The sequence below is a fragment of the Candidatus Planktophila limnetica genome, from assembly GCF_002288365.1.
GTDB lineage: Bacteria > Actinomycetota > Actinomycetes > Nanopelagicales > Nanopelagicaceae > Planktophila > Planktophila limnetica.
On record NZ_CP016782.1, the window covers coordinates 449,587 to 469,120 of the forward strand.

The 19,534-nt window shown below is 44.8% G+C and carries 19 protein-coding genes; 17 read left to right on the top strand and 2 right to left on the bottom strand.

Annotated elements, in window-relative coordinates; all coding sequences use genetic code 11:
- Positions 1-45: 45 nt before the first annotated feature.
- The 12 genes from rimP to PHILAsVB114_RS02485 all read left to right on the top strand — a co-directional run bounded on the left by rimP (position 46) and on the right by PHILAsVB114_RS02485 (position 11,890).
- Positions 46-519: a ribosome maturation factor RimP gene (gene rimP / locus PHILAsVB114_RS02430; protein ID WP_095697811.1), complete on the top strand. Its 474-nt coding sequence runs from the start codon at positions 46-48 to the stop codon at positions 517-519.
- Entirely contained in the window at positions 519-1,493 is a 975-nt protein-coding gene (nusA, locus tag PHILAsVB114_RS02435; RefSeq protein WP_095697812.1) for a transcription termination factor NusA, read from the top strand. The genes rimP and nusA overlap by 1 nt, the downstream gene beginning before the upstream one ends.
- A gap of 67 nt (positions 1,494-1,560) precedes the next feature.
- Positions 1,561-1,806, top strand: a complete 246-nt coding sequence (locus PHILAsVB114_RS07050) for a YlxR family protein (RefSeq protein WP_204246825.1) — start codon at positions 1,561-1,563, stop codon at positions 1,804-1,806.
- A 91-nt stretch (positions 1,807-1,897) separates the two neighbouring features.
- Complete coding sequence (gene infB, locus PHILAsVB114_RS02445; protein WP_095697814.1) at positions 1,898-4,576, top strand: translation initiation factor IF-2; 2,679 nt, start codon at positions 1,898-1,900, stop codon at positions 4,574-4,576.
- Positions 4,577-4,579: 3 nt separating this feature from the next.
- Positions 4,580-5,059 carry a 30S ribosome-binding factor RbfA gene (rbfA, locus tag PHILAsVB114_RS02450; protein WP_095697815.1) on the top strand — a complete coding sequence of 160 codons (480 nt, stop codon included), beginning with the start codon at positions 4,580-4,582 and terminating at the stop codon, positions 5,057-5,059.
- Between the two features lie 5 nt (positions 5,060-5,064).
- Positions 5,065-5,955 carry a tRNA pseudouridine(55) synthase TruB gene (gene truB, locus PHILAsVB114_RS02455; protein ID WP_095697816.1) on the top strand — a complete coding sequence of 297 codons (891 nt, stop codon included), beginning with the start codon at positions 5,065-5,067 and terminating at the stop codon, positions 5,953-5,955.
- Between the two features lie 17 nt (positions 5,956-5,972).
- A complete protein-coding gene (locus PHILAsVB114_RS02460) occupies positions 5,973-6,860 on the top strand; it encodes a bifunctional riboflavin kinase/FAD synthetase (RefSeq protein WP_095697817.1) in 888 nt (295 codons plus the stop codon).
- 116 nt (positions 6,861-6,976) lie between these two features.
- A complete protein-coding gene (gene rpsO / locus PHILAsVB114_RS02465) occupies positions 6,977-7,246 on the top strand; it encodes a 30S ribosomal protein S15 (RefSeq protein ID WP_095697818.1) in 270 nt (89 codons plus the stop codon).
- A 143-nt stretch (positions 7,247-7,389) separates the two neighbouring features.
- Positions 7,390-9,588, top strand: coding sequence for a polyribonucleotide nucleotidyltransferase (locus tag PHILAsVB114_RS02470; protein WP_095697819.1), 2,199 nt, complete (start codon positions 7,390-7,392; stop codon positions 9,586-9,588).
- Positions 9,589-10,878 carry a M16 family metallopeptidase gene (locus PHILAsVB114_RS02475; protein WP_095697820.1) on the top strand — a complete coding sequence of 430 codons (1,290 nt, stop codon included), beginning with the start codon at positions 9,589-9,591 and terminating at the stop codon, positions 10,876-10,878.
- Positions 10,875-11,621 carry a 4-hydroxy-tetrahydrodipicolinate reductase gene (gene dapB, locus PHILAsVB114_RS02480; protein ID WP_095697821.1) on the top strand — a complete coding sequence of 249 codons (747 nt, stop codon included), beginning with the start codon at positions 10,875-10,877 and terminating at the stop codon, positions 11,619-11,621. Before PHILAsVB114_RS02475 ends, dapB begins: the two co-directional genes overlap by 4 nt.
- Positions 11,622-11,632: 11 nt before the next feature.
- Positions 11,633-11,890 carry a mycoredoxin gene (locus tag PHILAsVB114_RS02485; protein WP_095697822.1) on the top strand — a complete coding sequence of 86 codons (258 nt, stop codon included), beginning with the start codon at positions 11,633-11,635 and terminating at the stop codon, positions 11,888-11,890.
- Here the strand turns inward: PHILAsVB114_RS02485 and PHILAsVB114_RS02490 are convergent.
- Together PHILAsVB114_RS02490 and PHILAsVB114_RS02495 are read right to left on the bottom strand one after the other, a co-directional pair.
- The gene (locus PHILAsVB114_RS02490) at positions 11,887-12,195 is read right to left on the bottom strand and encodes an AzlD domain-containing protein (RefSeq protein WP_095697823.1); all 309 of its coding nucleotides are present in this window, start codon (positions 12,193-12,195) and stop codon (positions 11,887-11,889) included. The genes PHILAsVB114_RS02485 and PHILAsVB114_RS02490 overlap by 4 nt on opposite strands.
- On the bottom strand, positions 12,195-12,869 hold the full coding sequence (locus tag PHILAsVB114_RS02495) for an AzlC family ABC transporter permease (RefSeq protein WP_095697824.1): 675 nt from the start codon (positions 12,867-12,869) through the stop codon (positions 12,195-12,197). Before PHILAsVB114_RS02495 ends, PHILAsVB114_RS02490 begins: the two co-directional genes overlap by 1 nt.
- Before the next feature lie 53 nt (positions 12,870-12,922).
- On the opposite strand from PHILAsVB114_RS02495, the gene thyX reads away from it, so the two are divergent.
- From thyX to PHILAsVB114_RS02520, 5 genes are all read left to right on the top strand, one after another.
- Positions 12,923-13,645 (top strand): FAD-dependent thymidylate synthase, encoded by a 723-nt coding sequence (gene thyX / locus PHILAsVB114_RS02500; RefSeq protein WP_095697825.1) that lies wholly within the window; start codon positions 12,923-12,925, stop codon positions 13,643-13,645.
- Between the two features lie 20 nt (positions 13,646-13,665).
- The gene (gene dapA / locus PHILAsVB114_RS02505) at positions 13,666-14,559 is read left to right on the top strand and encodes a 4-hydroxy-tetrahydrodipicolinate synthase (protein ID WP_095697826.1); all 894 of its coding nucleotides are present in this window, start codon (positions 13,666-13,668) and stop codon (positions 14,557-14,559) included.
- Entirely contained in the window at positions 14,556-16,238 is a 1,683-nt protein-coding gene (locus PHILAsVB114_RS02510; RefSeq protein WP_095697827.1) for a ribonuclease J, read from the top strand. Before dapA ends, PHILAsVB114_RS02510 begins: the two co-directional genes overlap by 4 nt.
- A gap of 69 nt (positions 16,239-16,307) precedes the next feature.
- A complete protein-coding gene (locus PHILAsVB114_RS02515) occupies positions 16,308-18,626 on the top strand; it encodes an FtsK/SpoIIIE family DNA translocase (RefSeq protein ID WP_095697828.1) in 2,319 nt (772 codons plus the stop codon).
- A 131-nt stretch (positions 18,627-18,757) separates the two neighbouring features.
- On the top strand, positions 18,758-19,522 hold the full coding sequence (locus PHILAsVB114_RS02520; protein ID WP_095697829.1) for a helix-turn-helix domain-containing protein: 765 nt from the start codon (positions 18,758-18,760) through the stop codon (positions 19,520-19,522).
- Positions 19,523-19,534: the final 12 nt, after the last annotated feature.

A 19,534-nucleotide genomic window follows, 5' to 3' on the forward strand; every position in this document is an offset into this window, starting at 1 on the left:
TATCAGGTTATTATTTACCTACAACTTAATAGAAAGAAGAACAAAATGTCTCTCAGTGAGAAAATAACTGAACTTGTACAACCAGCTGTTGAAAGTGCTGGCTTCTTTCTTGAGGATGTACATGTACTTTCACCCGGCAGCCACAGAATCATTACGTGTATCGTCGATGGACAGACTCCACTTAACTTAGATCAAGTAACCAGCGTTTCTCGAAATATTTCAGAGTTGTTAGACACTGCAGATTTTATGGGCGAAACTGCTTTTACCTTGGAAGTAACTTCACCAGGAGTTGATCGTCCACTCACTCTGCCTCGCCATTGGCAAAAAAATGTTAAACGCCTAGTTAAAGTTGTCAATCTAGATGGTTCAGTTGTTAGTGGAAGAATTTTAGCCGTAGAAGAATCTCATGTAATTTTAATCGAAGACATTAAGGGCAAATCAAAAGAACATACTGTTGCGTTTGCAGATGTTAAGCGAGCCACAGTGGAAATTGAATTTAATCGAAAAGGTGATCTCTGATGAATGTAGAGATTGCAGCCCTTACGGAATTAACTTCTGAGAAGAAAATTTCATTTGAGCAGCTAGTCACTGCAATTGAAATCGGTGTTCTTACGGCATATAACGAAAATCCAGATGCTAAACGTCAGGCACGGGTATCTCTTGATCGCGAAACTGGTGAGATTCAAATACTCGTGCCCACCTTTAATGAAATCGGAGAGAAAATCTCTGAAGATAGAGATGAACCAGAAGGATTCGCGCGAATAGTAACTTCGACTGCGCGCCAGGTTATCAAGATGAAAATGCGTGAAGTAAACGATGCCGACATTGTCGGAGAGTTCACAGCATCCGTCGGTGATGTCGTTTCTGGCATCGTGCAACAAGGCAGAGATCCAAAGATGATTCATGTGAATTTGGGTCGCGTTGAAGGAAAAATTCCACCCCAAGAACAAGTTCCTGGTGAGATTTATCAACATGGAGATCGCATCAAATGTTTTGTAGTTGAAGTTAAGCAAGGTTTAAAAGGACCAGAAATAATGCTTTCTAGATCCCACCCAGCACTTGTTAAACAATTATTCGCACTTGAAGTTCCTGAAATTACTGATCGAATTGTTGAAATTATGGCTGTGGCACGCGAAGCAGGTCATCGCACAAAAATTGCAGTGCGCACACATCGCGCTGGGGTAAGTCCTAAAGGTTCGCTCATTGGGCCTGTTGGTTCACGTGCACGTGCTGTTATGGATGAGTTACATGGAGAAAAAATTGACATCGTTGATTGGTCAGAAGATCCAGCTGTCTTCGTTGCGCATGCGTTAGCACCAGCAAAAGTTTCTCGAGTGGAAATTACGGATCTACTTTCACGAAGTGCAAAAGTGACAGTCCCGGATTACCAACTTTCGCTAGCAATTGGTAAAGATGGGCAGAACGCTCGCTTGGCCGCCAGACTTACAGGCTGGCGCATAGATATCCATCCGGATACGCCTGCAACTGAGTGAGAATTTCTACAAAGGAGCGCGCAAGCGGTACAGTAAGCCTGTTGAATTCGAGTGATTGGCAGAGGCAGTGAGTATCAATTCGATACGAACATGCATAACGTGCCGAAAGCAATCGAGTCCGACATCTCTTTTAAGAGTGGTTTGTATTGATGGGGCTCTTGTCCTGGATAACGAAAAATCACTTCCTGGAAGAGGCGCTTGGGTACATCAGAGTTGCTTAGCAACTGCGATATCTCGGGGCGCATTTAAATACGCACTAAAGCTAACGGAACAACCAAACGAATTGGATGCGAAAGATATGAAACTCAAATGAGCTCGTTCAGGTTATGAGGCTTTACAACTAAGGCTCGCATCCCCTAGATCAATATCTAGAAAAAGAGATTGCGGGCCAAGACAGGAGAACTGTGTCAAAGGTCCGCGTACATGAGTTGGCAAAACAACTCGGTATGGAGAGCAAGGTTGTTCTTGCAAAACTCCAAGAAATGGGCGAATTTGTTCGCTCAGCATCATCAACTGTAGAAGCACCCGTTGTACGACGTCTCATAGAGATGTATCCGGATGCAAAGCCAGTAGAAGAGAAAAAGCCAGTAAAGAAAGCAGCTGCAAAAAAGGCTGCAGCAAAAGCTCCCAAGGAAGTTAATCCCGAACTTGCAGCAGAGTTAGCCGCAGAACTCGGCGTTGATCTCGAAGCGCTTAAGGCTTCTCGCGCAGAATCAATTGCGCCTGCGCAAGTAAACACATCGACACCAAGTTCTGAAACACCAGCACCTGCTGATGCAACTAAGAAGTCAGCAACACCACGTCCTGGTAACAATCCATTTTCAACTGGTGGCGCAGTTCCACGCCCACCACGTCCTGGTAACAATCCATTTTCAACTGGTGGCGTAGTTCCGCGTCCGCCACAACGTCCAACTGGTGCACCAGGTGCACCGCGTTCAGGAATGTCAGGACCACGTCCTGGTTCTGTGCGTCCAGGTTTTGCAGCGCGACCATCTTCACCGCGTCCACCTTCAACAGGTAATTTCCCACCACGTACTGGTGCGCCATCTACTGGTGCAGCAAATTCAAGTCCTTATAAAACTACTGGCGGCGGTGCACCTGCTCCAGGTGGTCGTCCAGGTGGCGGACCAAATCGCGGTGGCGGTCGCGGCGGTGCCGGCGGTGCATTTGGAAAAAATCAAAGTAAGAGCAGCAAGCGCAAACCAAAGAGTAGAAAAGCGCTGCGCGATGAATTCGACAATATGCAAGCACCACAACTTGGTGGAGCAGTTATTCCTCACGGTGATGGTAAGACTCAGATTCGCATGCGTCGTGGCTCATCACTTGCAGACTTTGCAGAAAAAATTGGTGCAGATCCAGCAGCACTCGTTGCAGCACTATTTCACTTAGGAGAAATGGTTACCGCAACTCAATCAGTGGATGCTGATACGTTCGAAATTCTTGGTGCACAACTTGGATATCAGATTCAAATTGTTAGCCCAGAAGATGAAGATCGTGAGCTACTACAAGGTTTCGATATCGATCTCGGTGAAGAACTTGAAAGTCTTGATCAAGATCGACTAGTTGCTCGTCCACCAGTGGTAACTGTGATGGGTCACGTAGATCATGGTAAAACTCGTTTGCTAGATGCTGTTCGACAGACCGAAGTTGTTAAGAGTGAAGCTGGTGGAATTACGCAGCACATTGGCGCCTATCAGATTCACCATGATCACAACGGAACCAACCGTGCGATTACATTTATCGATACACCAGGTCACGAAGCGTTTACAGCGATGCGTGCTCGTGGCGCAAAAGTCACCGATATTGCTGTTCTTGTAGTCGCAGCCGATGACGGTGTTATGCCTCAGACGATTGAAGCCCTTAACCACGCACAAGCAGCAGATGTTCCAATCGTTGTAGCTGTTAACAAAGTTGATAAGGAAGGCGCAAATCCTGACAAGGTTCGCCAGCAATTAACTGAGTACAACTTGGTCGCAGAAGAGTACGGCGGAGACACAATTTTCGTAAACGTCTCTGCGAAATCAGGTTTGGGAATTGATGCACTCATCGATTCAATTCTTCTCACCGCTGATGCTGCAATTGATCTTCGCGCTATTGCAGATGATGAAGCACGTGGTGTGGCAATTGAAGCTCACCTCGATCGTGGACGTGGACCTGTTGCAACAGTGCTCGTACAACGTGGAACTCTAAAAGTTGGAGATGCAATCGTTGCTGGTGGATCATTTGGTCGTGTTCGAGCAATGCTCGATGAACACGGTGAAAATGTTCTCGAAGCCGGACCATCTCGCCCAGTACAGGTTCTCGGATTTACATCGGTACCAAGTGCTGGCGATACATTCTTAGTTGCAGATGAAGATAGAACTGCGCGACAGATTGCTGAAAAGCGTCAAGCAGCTGAACGTAATGCCCAGCTCGCAAAAGCACGCAAGAAGGTTTCACTCGAAGACTTCATGGAGCAATCAAAGATCACAACACTTAACCTTATTCTCAAGGGCGATGTGAGTGGATCTGTGGAAGCACTCGAAGATGCACTGCTACAACTAGATGTTGGCGCTGAAGTTGATCTTCGCGTTATTCACCGTGGAGTTGGCGCAATTACAAAGAGTGACATCACCCTTGCGTCAGCATCTACTGCAGTTGTGATTGGTTTTAACGTTAAGCCAGAACCACAAACTGCGGTATTCGCCGATCAAGAAGGCGTTGAAGTTCGCTTCTATTCTGTGATTTATCAAGCAATTGAAGAGATCGAATTATCACTTAAGGGCTTACTCAAGCCAGAATTTGAAGAAATTGTTCTGGGTAACGCAGAAGTTCGCGACATCTTTAAATCAAGCAAGGCTGGAAACATTGCTGGTTCCATGGTTCTAGATGGAATTATTCGCAGAAATGCAAAGGCTCGCTTGATGAGAAATGGTGATGTGATCACAGATAACCTGACAATCGATTCGCTCAAGCGCTTTAAAGATGATGCCACTGAAGTCCGTGAAGGATTTGAATGCGGTATTGGTGTTGGAACGCTCAAAGAAATGCTTGTGGGCGACACAATTCAGGTCTACGAAATGCGCGAGAAGAAGCGAGCATAAATCGTGGGCACATCGCATCGCAGTCAAAAAGTTGCCGACCGCATCAAAGTTGTTGTTGCAGGCCTGCTCGAGGGAAAAATTAAAGATCCTCGACTAGGTTTTGTAACGGTTACTGATGCGCGTGTGACTGGGGACTTACAACATGCATCGATTTTTTATACGGTCCTTGGCGATGACGAACAACGTGAATCCACTGCCGCAGCACTTGAAAGTGCTAAAGGAGTAATTCGATCATCCGTTGGTAAAGACTTAGGCGTTCGGGTAACACCATCAATCGAGTTTTTTCTAGATGGACTACCAGAGAGCGCACTTGCACTTGATTCTTTGTTGGCAAAAGTTCGTGAGCAAGATGCAGAAGTTTCTAAGCTGCGCAAAGAAGCAAATTATGCGGGCGAATCAGATGCGTATAAAGCACCAAAAATTATTGATAACAGCAATAAACCAGCCCCAGTTGATCGCATCACTAACTGGGATGACGTTTGAAAAATATGTCTACAACAGATGGGTTTGTAGTTGTAGATAAAGCTGGCGCAATGACAAGTCATGATGTTGTATCTGTTGGGCGACGCGTATTGGGTACACGTAAAGTTGGACACGCTGGGACATTGGATCCAATGGCAACTGGCATATTAATTCTTGGGTTTGGTCACGGAACTAGATTGCTTCAATACATCACCGATGGTGATAAGTCCTATAGAGCAACCATTTCACTCGGGGCCGCAACCGTAACTGATGATGTCGAAGGCGAAGTAATTTCTCGAGCTAGTGCTTCAGATTTATTGAAAGTCACTGATGAAGAAATCAAAAAGGTTCTATCCGAAATGCGGGGTGTCATTTCTCAACGTCCGAGTTCTGTCTCTGCAGTTAAAGTAGATGGAAAGCGTGCACATGAGCGAGTAAGAGCGGGTGAAGTATTTGAGTTGGCATCGCGCGAAGTAACTATTTCGCAATTAGATGTTACGCAAATTCGCCGCAGTGAAAAAGCTATTGAAATTGATATTGAAGTAACGTGCTCAGCCGGAACATTTATTAGAGCTATTGCTCGTGATTTAGGAAATGTACTAAACGTTGGGGGACATCTGACGGTTCTGCGCCGCACCAGAGTGGCATCCTTTGGCGAAGATGTAGCCACGCCATTTGAGGATTTTAAATCTGGCCAATTTAAGTCTTTGGGATTAGTTGAAGTTGCACGGAGAATTTTTCAGGTTCGTGAGATTGATTTAGTTGAGTCCCAAGAACTATCTTTTGGACGCAAAATTTCTGCTTCACCTAGTGCGCAGATTTATGCTGCTATCTCCGAGTCCAATGAATTAATTGCGTTGCTGGAAAATCGAGAAGATGGAGCAAAACCAATTGCAGTTTTCGCTCCTGCGAATTGAAGTGGCAGAATACGTATATGAGTAAGCGCGTAGTTGCAATTGGTGTCTTCGATGGAGTTCATCGTGGTCACCAAGAAATTCTCAATCGCGCCAAGGAAATCGCCGACGGTGGATCAGTAATTGCCCTGACATTTGATCCACATCCAGCGACAGTATTTGCACCAGAGCGTGCACCAAAACTTCTCGTAACTCTTTCAGATCGAGTTGTCTTACTGAAAATTCACAATGCAGATCAAGTAGCGGTCATCAAATTCGATACAAAATTTGCGCAGATGTCCCCGCAGGATTTTGTCGAGAACGTTCTTGTGAATCAATTACAAGCCAGCGATATTGTCGTGGGCGAGAATTTTACGTATGGGCACAAAGCCGAGGGAAATATTGATTCATTGCGAGCAAGTGGTAAATCTAAGAATTTTGACGTACACGTGCTGTCTATCTCTACAGATGAAAATCAAAATATTTCATCTTCACGAATTCGTACATTAGTCAAAGATGGTCACGTTGAATCTGCACGTGATTTACTCACCAGACCTCATCGCTTGGATGGAATTGTTATTCACGGCGAAGCGCGCGGACGTGAAATCGGATATCCAACTGCAAATTTAGGAAACATCGAAGGTCAATGTATTCCGGCTGATGGCGTATATGCAGGATGGCTTACTGTTGGAATAAATCGTTGGCCAGCAGCAATTTCAATTGGCACCAATCCAACATTTGATGGAGATCGCGCTAGAAGTGTTGAAGCGTATGCACTCGATCAAGTTGGTTTAGATTTATATGATCAAGGAGCAACCATTGAATTTGGTTGGAGATTAAGAGATACCCTCAAATTTGATGGACTTGATCCACTCCTTGAACAGATGGCAAAAGATTGCCAACGTGCGCGGGAATTGACTGAGGAATAGCCTCGATTTCCTCTATCCACAGCACCGCTGGTAACCTATGCCACGTCCAACGAGAAAAAGAGTTTCCGTGTGGCAAACCGGCAACCATCGTGGCCCAGTAAAAGGAGATGCAAGAAATGGCATTAACACCAGAAGTAAAGAAAGAAATCGTTGCTAAATACGGCAACTCCGCTACTGACACAGGAAGCCCTGAAGCTCAGATCGCGTTGTTATCAAAGCGTGTAGATGAAATTACTTTTCACCTTCAAACTAACCCACATGATCACCACAACCGTCGTGGTCTTTTGTTATTAGTTGGTCAGCGCCGACGCATTCTTCAGTACCTCTCAAAGACAGACATCAATCGCTACAGAGCGATTATTGAAAAACTCGGCATTCGCCGTTAATTAGACACAACTACTAGCCGCGTGGGCAATGGTCCTCGGTAGTGGTTTCCGGAAAAATTAGTGCATCAAAATTGCACGTCCGTGAACTTCGATCGAAGATTCATTGTGCTCGACTCGGCTGTAGTCGAGAATAGGAGCGACCCATGGAGGGTCAAGAGATTCAATCCGCCGTTGCAGTAATTGATAACGGCAAGTTCGGAAAACGAGAAATTCGTTTTGAAACAGGCCGCCTTGCAAAGCAAGCAGCCGGAGCAGCAGCAGTTTATTTAGATGATCAGACAATGATTTTCTCAGCAACTACTGCTTCTAAAACACCAAAGGATCAATTTGATTTCTTTCCTTTAACAGTAGATGTTGAAGAGAAGATGTATGCAGTTGGTCGCATTCCAGGATCATTTTTCCGTCGTGAAGGACGTCCATCAGAAGATGCGATTCTGACTTGCCGCTTAATTGATCGACCATTGCGTCCATCATTTGTTAAGGGTCTTCGCAATGAAGTTCAAATTGTTGTAACAGTAATGGCGCTAGATCCAGACCACATGTATGACGTGATCGCGATCAATGCTGCTTCAATGTCAACACAATTAGCAGGTCTTCCATTTTCTGGTCCAATTGGTGGCGTTCGCGTTGCACTTATTGAAGGTCAATGGATTGCATTCCCAAATCACTCACAACTTGATAAAGCTGTATTTGATATGGTCGTTGCAGGTCGTGTGACTAAAGATGATGTTGCAATCATGATGGTTGAAGCAGAAGCTACTTCACAGACAATTGACTTGATTAAAGGTGGCGCACCAACTCCTACGGAAGAAGTTGTTGCCCAAGGCCTTGATGCTGCAAAACCATTTATTAAGGTTCTTTGCGATGCACAATCAAAGCTTGCCAAGGTGGCTGCAAAGCCAACTGCTGAATTCCCAGTCTTCTTGGATTACCAAGACGATGTTTTTGCAGCTGTTGAAAAAGCCGCAAAGGATCAACTTGCAAAGGCAATGACAATTTCAGGCAAGCAAGAGCGCGAAACAAAGATTGATGAAATTAGTGCCTCCGTTAAAGAGTCAGTAAGTGCACAATTTGAAGGACGCGAAAAAGAAGTTCCTGCAGCATTTCGCTCTCTTACAAAGAAATTAGTACGTCAACGCGTATTGCGCGAAAAGATTCGTATCGATGGACGTGGATTGCGCGATATTCGCCCACTCTCTGCAGAAGTTGAAGTGATTCCTCGTGTTCACGGTTCAGCAATCTTTGAACGTGGTGAGACACAGATTCTTGGTATCACAACTCTTAACATGCTTAAGATGGAGCAACAGCTCGATACTCTCAATCCAGAAAATCACAAGCGTTATATGCACAACTACAACTTCCCACCATATTCAACTGGTGAAACAGGTCGTGTTGGAACACCTAAGCGCCGCGAAATCGGTCACGGTGCTCTTGCAGAGCGCGCATTGATTCCAGTTCTGCCAACTCGCGAAGAGTTCCCTTACGCAATTCGTCAGGTCTCTGAAGCACTTGGTTCAAATGGTTCAACTTCTATGGGTTCAGTTTGTGCATCAACTCTTGCACTATTTAATGCTGGAGTACCACTTCGTGCGCCAGTTGCAGGCATTGCAATGGGTCTGATTTCAGATGATGTTGATGGCAAAGTTGAATACGTTGCTTTAACAGACATCCTTGGTGCAGAAGATGCATTTGGCGATATGGACTTTAAAGTCGCCGGAACTAAGGACTTCGTTACAGCACTTCAATTAGATACCAAGCTTGATGGAATTCCAGCATCAGTTCTTGCTGGAGCACTTCTACAAGCAAAAGAAGCGCGTCTTGCAATTCTGGATGTAATGAATGAAGCGATTGACTCACCGGATGAGATGAGTCCATTTGCTCCACGAATTATTTCTGTGAAAATTCCAGTAGATCAGATTGGTGCAGTGATTGGTCCTAAGGGCAAGATCATTAACCAGATTCAAGATGAGACTGGCGCAGACATTTCAATTGAAGATGATGGAACTATTTATATCGGTGCAACCGATGGACCATCAGCTGAAGCTGCTCGCGCACAAATTAATGCGATTGCTAATCCAACAATGCCTGAGGTTGGCGAACGCTACCTCGGTACTGTTGTAAAGCTTGCAGCATTTGGTGCCTTCATTTCACTTATGCCAGGTAAAGATGGCTTGCTCCACGTATCTCAGATTCGCAAGATGCATGGTGGAAAGCGCATTGAAAACCTAGAAGAAGTTATGAAAGTTGGAGACAAGATTCAGGTTGAAATTGGTGAAATTGATCCAAAGGGAAAACTTTCGCTTGTTCCGGTCCTTGAAGAAGGCGCGGCTTCAGCCGAATAAATGTCAGTTCGTCGCACAGTATTGCCCAGCGGTCTGCGTATCGTTACTGAGGAAGTTTCTTCAGTTCGAAGTGCAGCCGTTGGCATCTGGGTAAATGTAGGTTCTCGTGATGAAGCACCAGCTACTGCTGGTGCTTCTCACTTTTTAGAACATCTTTTGTTTAAGGGAACACCGAGTAGAAATGCGCTAGAAATTTCATCAGCCATCGAATCTGTTGGTGGAGAAATGAATGCCTTTACCAGCAAGGAATACACCTGCTTCTATGCTCGAGTGATAGATACCGATCTGCCAATGGCTGTTGATGTTATTTCAGATTTAATTACATCATCTATTGTGACTGCAGAAGATGTAGACGCTGAAAGAAAAGTCGTTCTTGAAGAAATTGCCATGCGCGATGATGATCCCAGTGACTTAGTCCATGATTTATATGCTGAAACGTATTACGGCGATACAGCTTTGGGACGCCCAATTTTGGGAACTATCGATTCAATCAACAATATGTCTCGAAATACAGTTTTTAATTATTACAAGAAGCGTTATTTACCTCAAGACTTAGTAGTTGCTGTAGCTGGAAATATTAAACACAAGCGTGTAGTTGCAATGGTTGAAGAAGCACTTTCACGAGATAACTTCTTGGATGTGCAAGGAACACCTCAAATTCGTCCCAACACTGCTGTTAAACGTGGAAAACAAGGACGCGTCGGCATTATTTATCGAAAGAGCGAACAAGCACATATGTTTTACGGAATGGAAGGTGTCGCGCGCAACGATGATCGCCGCTTCACGATGGGAGTACTTTCTTCAGCGCTAGGTGGCGGAATGTCTTCTCGGTTGTTCCAAGAAATTCGCGAAAAGCGTGGCTTGGCTTACTCCGTTTATTCCTATGCCCAACAATTTGCTGGTTCAGGTCAGATTGGTTTTTACGCAGGATGTAATCCAAGTAAAGCCACTGAAGTAATAAACATTATTCAAGAGGTGCTTGCCGACGTTGCAACTAATGGAATGTCACATGAAGAGATTGAAAGAGCAAAGGGAGCCGTTCGAGGCTCATTAGTACTTAGCCAAGAGGACTCAGCCTCTCGCATGAGTCGAATCGGTAAGAGTGAGATTGTCTATGGCGACATCATGGGCTTTGATGAAATTCTTAAGGCAGTCGCACGCGTAACACCGGAAGATGTTCGTGTAATTGCCAGCGAATTTCTAACCAAAACGCCTACCCTTGGAGTTGTAGGTCCCTATAAGAGCGAAAGCCTCTTCGAAAAAGTTCTTGCGAAAGGAAGTACACGATGAGTGCAAATATCCGCGTTGGTGTACTTGGTGCTCGCGGACGTATGGGCGCTGAAGTGGTTAAGGCTGTAACAAATGCAAGTGATCTTGACCTCGTTGCACAACTAGATCTTGGTGACTCACTAGATCAATTAGTAACTAGTGGTGCACAGGTAGTCGTTGATTTCACGACACCAGATAGTGTGATGAAAAACCTAGAATTTTTAATTCAAAATGATATTCATGCAGTAGTTGGCACAACTGGTTTTGATTCAGCACGCATTGATTCCTTGAGCAAAGAATTGTCTAAGCATCCTAAGGTTGGCGTTCTCATCGCACCGAATTTTGCAATCGGTGCAGTTCTAATGATGGAATTTGCAGAAAAAGCTGCGCGTTACTTTGAATCCGCGGAAATAGTTGAAATGCACCATCCTGCAAAAGTGGATGCACCCAGTGGGACTGCCGCTCGCACAGCAGAATTAATGACACAGGCACGAAAAGATTCAAAAAAGGGAGCAATGCCTGATGCGACCAAGCAATCTTTAGAAGGTGCGCGTGGAAGCAAAGTTGGAGATATTCCGATTCACTCTATTCGTGCACAAGGTTTGGTTGCCCACCAAGAAGTTCTACTCGGCGGTGTTGGCGAAACTTTAACGATTAGACATGATTCACTTGATCGTGCTGGCTTTATGCCAGGAGTTTTACTCGGTGTTAGAAGCGTTATAAATCATCCAGGCCTAACTCATGGCCTAGATAAATTCATGTAAGGGAAAATTAAATGTCAAAAGAACAGATCACTATGTATGGTGCTGACTGGTGCGGAGATTGCCGTCGCTCAAAGAGATTACTCGCCGAATTAGGGGTGCAATACACACACATTGATGTTGAAGAAGATCTCACTGCGGCCGACAAAGTTCGCGAAATCAACGGCGGCGCTCAATCGATTCCTGTCATTGTTTTTTCAGATGGGACTCATCTAACAGAACCATCAGATATGGATTTAACAGCTAAATTGAAATCTCTTTCAATAATCTAAAGAAAGTTATAGACAGCCGCAGAACTAATCGCGGCGCTGAGAACAACAACTGGAAAAGGTGCTTTAAAAATCAGTGCAATAATTGCTGCGGCCAGTCCAACTAAGCGGTGATCAATAACAATGGCGCTTTTGATTGTCACGCTTTGAACCGCAACTAGTGCGCTTAGAAGCGCTATCGGAATCAGTAAGTTTATTCTCTTAATGAGCGGATGAGATAGAAACTTCTCAGGAACGCTATGACCGGAAAACTTAAGCGCATAAGCAATTACGCTAGTTCCAATCACACCAAGCCATAACGTATCCATTATTTGGCAATCCTTAATCCGGCGATTACTGCGATTACGGCAGTTCCAATAATTGGCAATCCAGCGGGCAAAAATGGTGTTGTGGCTATCGCAAATGCCGCAGCAATAAGTGCTAATAACTTATCTGATGAATTTTTTAGTCGTGGCCACACAAGGCCAAGAAATGCTGCCGGCACTGCAGCGTCTAATCCCCAAGCAGAAGGATCGCCCATTGCCTTTGCACCGAGTGCTCCAGCGAGTGTAAAAAGATTCCAGAAGATGAAAACTCCGAATCCAGTGAGCCAAAATCCTTCGCGCATTGCAGATTCGCCACGCGCTTCTTGAGAAAGGCTGACACCAGTGGATTCATCAATTGTTATCTGAGCTGCTATCACTCTTTTAAATCCGCGTACTTTAAGAATTGGAGCCATCAGCACTCCATATAAACCATTTCTAATTCCTAATAATGATGCGGTTGCAATGCCACTGAGTGCGCCGCCTCCGGCGCCAATTACTCCGATGACTGCAAATTGAGAGGCACCAGAGAAAGTAAGAAGTGAGAGTAAGCAACTTTGCAGAACGCTAAATCCATTGGCAACTGCTGCTGCACCAAATGCAACGCCATATGCGCCAACGGTGATGGAAACGCTGAGAGAATCGCGAAATGTGGGGGAAGCAACTCTAGACACACCCATATTCTGTCGTACAAATCCAACGGCGCAAAGCGCCCTCTAGATAAGGTCGCACCATGAGCGAGTCCGAGATAGTTTTTAGAAGCGATGTAACCGTAGAACTTGTAAAAGCAAGTGCTAGTGATGCTGATGTTATTTGGGCTGCTCGTGTATCTACTGCCGGTGAACAATCGATGGAAGAAATTGGCGAGGATCCAGCCCGCTCAGAGGGGCTCATAAATTATTTGGCTCGCGAACGTCATGGCTCACCTTTTGAACATACTTCAATGACTTTTTTTATCTCCGCACCTATTTTTGTATTCCGTGAATTCATGCGTCACAGAATTGCTTCATATAATGAAGAAAGTGGCAGATACCGCGAACTCAAGCCTGTTTTCTATGTTCCAAGTACTGATCGTAAATTGATTCAAGTGGGCAAAACAGGTTCCTATACTTTTGTTGATGGAACAACAGAGCAGTACGAAACTTCTGTTAAGGCCATGAAAGACGCGTACGTTGTTGCCTATGAGCAATATCAAAAAATGTTAGATGTCGGTATTGCCCGTGAAGTTGCTCGCGTAGTTCTTCCGGTAGGACTTTATTCTTCGATGTATGTGAGCATGAACTCACGCGCACTTATGAATTTCTTATCACTTCGTACTGCGCGTGAAGGTTCTCATTTTCCAAGTTACCCTCAACGCGAAATTGAGATGGTTGCTGAGAAGATGGAAGCTGAATTTGCTAAATTAATGCCGCTTACGCATAAGGCATTTGAGAAATCTGGACGCATTGCGCCCTAACTAGGCGATAGCCTTAGCCCATGACAACGCAAGCGCCATTCGGGCGGCTATCTACAGCGATGGTGACTCCTTTTAAAAAGGATTTATCTATTGATTGGGATGGCGTTGCAACCTTGGCGCAACACTTACTTTCTACTGGTCATGATGCAATTATCGTTAATGGCACCACAGGTGAAGCACCAACAACTAGTGATGATGAAAAAGATCAAATAGTTAAAGTTGTAAAAGATGCTGTTGCCGGAAAGGCAAAAGTTGTAGCGGGTGCCGGAAATAACGAGACGACGCATTCAGTTGAACAAGCGTTACGTGCACAAAAAGCTGGTGCAGACGGATTACTCGTCGTCACTCCGTATTACAACAAACCACCGCAAGCTGGAATCGAAGCTCACTTTCGCGCAATTGCAGATGCCACCGACTTGCCAGTGATGATGTATGACATTCCGGGACGCACTGGAATGCAGATAGAACCTGACACGATTGTTAAATTATCCGAACATCCACGCATCGTGGCTCTCAAGGATGCCAAAGGCGATGTGGCTTCGACATCGTGGGTAATTAAAAGATGCGGAATCCCTGTTTATTCAGGAGATGATATTTTGAATTTGCCACTGTTATCTGTTGGAGCAGTTGGTTTTGTTTCAGTGTGTGGACATACTGTTGGAAAAGATTTACGCGAAATGCTCGATTCATGGTTTGCCGGAAATACTGCTCGTGCACTTGAAATTCATCAAAAATTACTACCAGTCTTCACTGGAACATTCCGCACGCAAGGTGCGATTTTAACTAAAGCTGCTCTTAATTTGATGGGGCTACCTGGCGGATACACACGCTTACCTTTAGTAGATGCAACTGATGCACAAATTGCACAGTTGCGTGAAGACTTACGCGCAGGTGGCGTAACTCTTCGCTCATGACACATCCACATCCAGAGCTCGGAACTCCTCCTAAATTAGCGCCAGGTGCACTACGTATTGTCGCACTTGGTGGCTTGGCTGAAATCGGTCGAAACATGACCGTATTTGAATGCAATGGAAAACTATTAATTGTTGATTGCGGAGTGTTATTTCCTGAAGAGAATCAACCCGGAATTGATTTAATTCTTCCTGATTTTTCATATATCCGCGATCGACTATCTGATGTCTTGGCAATAGTTCTAACTCATGGACACGAAGATCACATTGGCGCAGTGCCTTACTTACTTCGCGAACGTGCAGATATTCCGCTTTATGGATCAGCGCTGACTCTTGCGCTAATTACTGCCAAACTAAAGGAACATAGAATCACGCCTTTAACACGTGAAGTTCGCGAAGGTGGCCAAGAAGACGTTGGACCATTTGATTTGGAATTTGTTGCCGTCAATCACTCAATTCCAGATGCGTTGGCAATCGTTATCAATACTCCTGCTGGTCGTGTTTTGCACACCGGTGATTTTAAGATGGATCAATTGCCGTTAGATGGACGCATCACTGATTTACGAACCTTTGCTCGTTTAGGTGAAGAAGGCGTTGACATGTTCCTGGTGGATTCAACGAACGCTGATGTTCCGGGATTCACAGCCTCTGAACGAGAAATTATGCCCGTCCTTGATCGCGTCTTTAGATCGACGAAGCGCAGAATAATTGTTGCATCATTTTCATCTCACGTTCACAGAATTCAGCAAGTAATCGACACCGCAGCTATTCATAATCGCAAAGTAGCTTTCATCGGACGTTCGATGGTTCGAAATATGGGAATAGCTAGCGATCTTGGGTATCTCAATATTCCTGGAGATATTCTATTTGATGCTAAGGAGCTTGATTCCTACGATGACAATGTTGTTTTAATCTGCACTGGATCACAAGGCGAACCAATGGCTGCGCTTTCTCGTATGGCCAATGGTGATCATCAAATTCGAGTTGGCGATGGCGACACAGTTATTTTGGCTTCATCGCTGATTCCTGGAAATGAAAATTCTGTCTTTCGTGTAATAAATGAGTTAACTCGATTTGGCGCCAAAGTTGTTCATAAGGCAAATGCGATGGTGCACGTTTCAGGACACGCTGCCGCAGGTGAATTGCTCTACTGCTACAACATCGTTAAGCCAAAATATGTAATGCCGGTTCATGGTGAATGGCGTCATTTGAAAGCAAATGCTGAGATTGCAATAAACGCAGGGGTTCCGCGCGAGAACACAATCGTGATTGAAAATGGTGTTGTTGTTGATTTAGTAGATCATGTTGCCCAAGTTGTGGGCGGCGTTCCATGTGGATTTGTTTTTGTTGACGGCCAGAGTATTGGCGACATCACAGAATCTTCGCTGAAGGATCGCAGAATTTTAGGTGAAGAAGGTTTCATTTCTGTCGTAGTAGTCATTGATGCACAGAGCGGAAAAATTGTTGCAGGTCCAGATATTCATGCTCGCGGATTTGCAGAGGATGCATCCTTATTTGATGAAGTAAAAATTGATATTGAAAAAGCACTAGCAGCAGCTGTTGTCGAAGGAATAAATGGAACTCATCAACTTTCACAAGTTGTGCGTCGAACAATTGGGGGATGGGTTGGCGCTAAGCACCGTCGACGTCCGATGATTATTCCGCTAGTAATTGAGGTCTAGAAGTTCTAAACGTTTACTAGTCGGCGCGCCTGCCATCTCGAGAATTGTTCTGCAATTACGATAAATAGTGTGGCTAAGAAAAAGAACTCTTCATCCAAGCGCTCCAAAGTAGGCAGCGCTCTAGGAAGAGGGCTACAAGGATTATGGCGGGGTATCGCTAAAGCACTAGGTGCCACAATTCGATTTATCGCTCGCGGTGCAAAAGATTTAGATCCAACCCATCAGCGAGATGGCGCAGCATTTGCATTACTCATTCTTGCGATAATTGCAGGAGCAGGTGCATGGTTTCACGCAGACAATGTAATTAGTCGGGCCGTCTATGCATTTATTTATGGAGGATTTGGTCGCATTGGATTTATTGCGCCATTGGTACTAATTTATTTTGCAATTAGATTATTTAGAGTTCCAGATGAAAAAGCAGCCACAGGTCGAATTATTGTTGGAACAATTACCTTACTTATTAGCGCAACTGGATTAGCACATTTGTTAAATGGTTCAGTGGGCACCGGTGCAACTGCAATTCAACATGGTGGTGGATGGATTGGTTATGGAGTTTCAACCCCACTGGTGGCATTAATGACTTCGATGCTGACATACCCCGTGTTGATTGTCCTGTTTATTTTTGGAGTTTTAGTGGTTACGGCTACTCCAGCCTCTGAAGTATTTTCTCGTATCTCTAGTGCATCGCGTTGGATGTGGGATCGCAAACCAACAAGGCGAGTCAGTGATGAAGAGTTTGAAATTTCTGAAACTCCACCATTTGAATCCCCTGTTGTGGCCCAGTGGAATGCACCAGTAGATGAAGATGACGAAGAGTTAGATGAAGAAGAATTTGACGAGGAATTTACCGTTGCTATGCCTAGGTCAACGACACAACAGATTCCAAAGGATGCCAGACCTGTTCAGCTCTTGTTATCCAGTGATTCGCATTATGAGTTGCCACCTGAAGATCTTTTGCGTACTGGACCTGCCGCAAAGGCCAAGAGCAAAGTTAATGAGAGTGTGGTCGCATCTCTTACTGAGGTGTTTAAGCAATTTGAAATTGATGCAGAGGTAACTGGTTTTATGCGCGGACCAACAGTTACTCGCTATGAAGTTGAGCTCGGAAACGCGGTTAAGGTCGAACGAATTACGGCCCTTGCTAAGAATATTTCATACGCCGTTGCAAGTAGTGACGTCCGAATTCTTTCGCCAATCCCAGGTAAATCAGCTGTTGGAATCGAAATTCCTAATGCAGACCGCGAGATTGTTGCATTGGGCGATGTGATGCGTTCTAGCGTTGCAGGTCAAGATCACCACCCAATGCTGGTTGCACTGGGCAAAGATGTTGAGGGAAATTTTGTGTGTGCAAACCTTGCCAAGATGCCGCACTTATTAGTTGCTGGTGCAACCGGCGCTGGTAAATCTTCAATGATTAATGCGATGATCACTTCGATTTTGATGCGTGCCACACCAGATGATGTTCGCCTTGTTCTTATCGATCCAAAGCGAGTTGAATTAACAGCATATGAAGGTATTCCACATTTAATTACTCCGATCATCACAAATCCCAAGAAGGCTGCCGATGCGCTTACATGGGTAGTTCGCGAGATGGATCTTCGATATGAAGATCTCTCAACTTTTGGCTTTAGACATATAGATGATTTCAATAAAGCAGTTCGAGCAGGAAAAGTTGTTCCTCCTGAAGGTAGCGATCGAATCGTTGAGCCATATCCCTACTTGCTAGTAATCATCGATGAGTTAGCAGATCTGATGATGATTGCAGCTCGCGAAGTAGAAGAGTCTGTAGTTCGAATTACACAGCTAGCTCGCTCTGCAGGTATCCACCTAGTCCTTGCAACACAACGTCCAAGTGTTGATGTTGTAACAGGGTTAATTAAAGCAAATGTGCCATCGCGACTCTCCTTTGCAACATCATCTCTTGCTGATAGTCGAGTGATTTTAGATAGCCCAGGGGCAGAAAAACTCGTAGGACAAGGTGACGCACTCTTTATTCCAATGGGTGCAAGTAGAGCGATAAGAATTCAAGGCGCATATGTATCAGAACGTGAAATTGAAGCAGTCACTACACACGTTAAAAAACAACTATCACCTCGCTATCGCGAAGATGTGACAGCGCCAGTTTCTTCTGCAAAATTAGTTGATAAAGATATTGGCGATGATTTAGATATTTTGTTACAAGCTGTAGAACTTGTTATCGGAACTCAATTTGGTTCGACATCAATGTTGCAAAGAAAACTAAGAATTGGTTTTGCAAAGGCTGGAAGATTGATGGATCTGATGGAGTCTCGTGGAATTGTTGGTCCTTCCGAAGGATCAAAAGCACGGACAGTGTTGGTCAAACCAGATGAACTCGATTCGGTGCTCTCAACCCTTCGCGATTACTAGTTGTTCATTTTTTGAGACGCGAGAAATTGGGGTGAGATGGACCCTAAAGTGCCATCGGGGCTATTACTCGTAACTTCACGGGGTTACCATTAGCGCAAGAGATTCACCACCTAAAATTTTATTGAGGTCACATGTCACTCGGTTCAGTCATACGTCAGGCTCGCATTGATGCGGGCTTGAGTATTGACGATCTTTCAGAGCGCACCAGCATTCGTGGTGGATTGTTAAAAGAAATCGAAAGTGATGACTTCACAAAATGTGGCGGCGAAACTTATGCCCGTGGTCACTTAAGAAACATTGCCCCTCAGATCAAGATGGATGCAACTTTGCTCCTTGAGTTATATGAGAGTGAACAATCCATGCAACCGCGCCGCATTCAAGAAATGCTTGCCGAAAATAATGTCATGACTAATCCAGTAGATAAGAAAACAATTTCTTGGAAAACTTTGGCTGGTATTTCTCTCTCAACGTTGGCACTTCTTGGCGCAGTCCAAATTATTATTTCAAATTCAAAGACAACCACAGTTGAAACAGTTGCGACAGAAACCGCTTCGCCAACTGTTTCGGCGTCTCAAACTCCAGAGGCACAACCAACGCAATCTGAAATAGCAACACCTGCGCCATCGCGTGATACTTATTCTTCGGGTAGCGGTGTCTCCGTCAGTGTTTTAGCACCTCGTGGAAAATCATGGTTATTTGTTTCGGACTCAAACGGCACAACTTTATATAGCGGTCAAATTCGAAATGGAGAAAAGCTAAATTTCAGTGCGACAACTCGCGTGAGTCTTAAGGTGGGCAACGCAGGAGCCGTAGATGTCATCGTCAATGGCAAGGCCGCAGAGCAAATTGGTAGCGATGGCGAAGTTGTTTCAGTTTCATATGGGGTTACTTCATAACTTCACGCAATA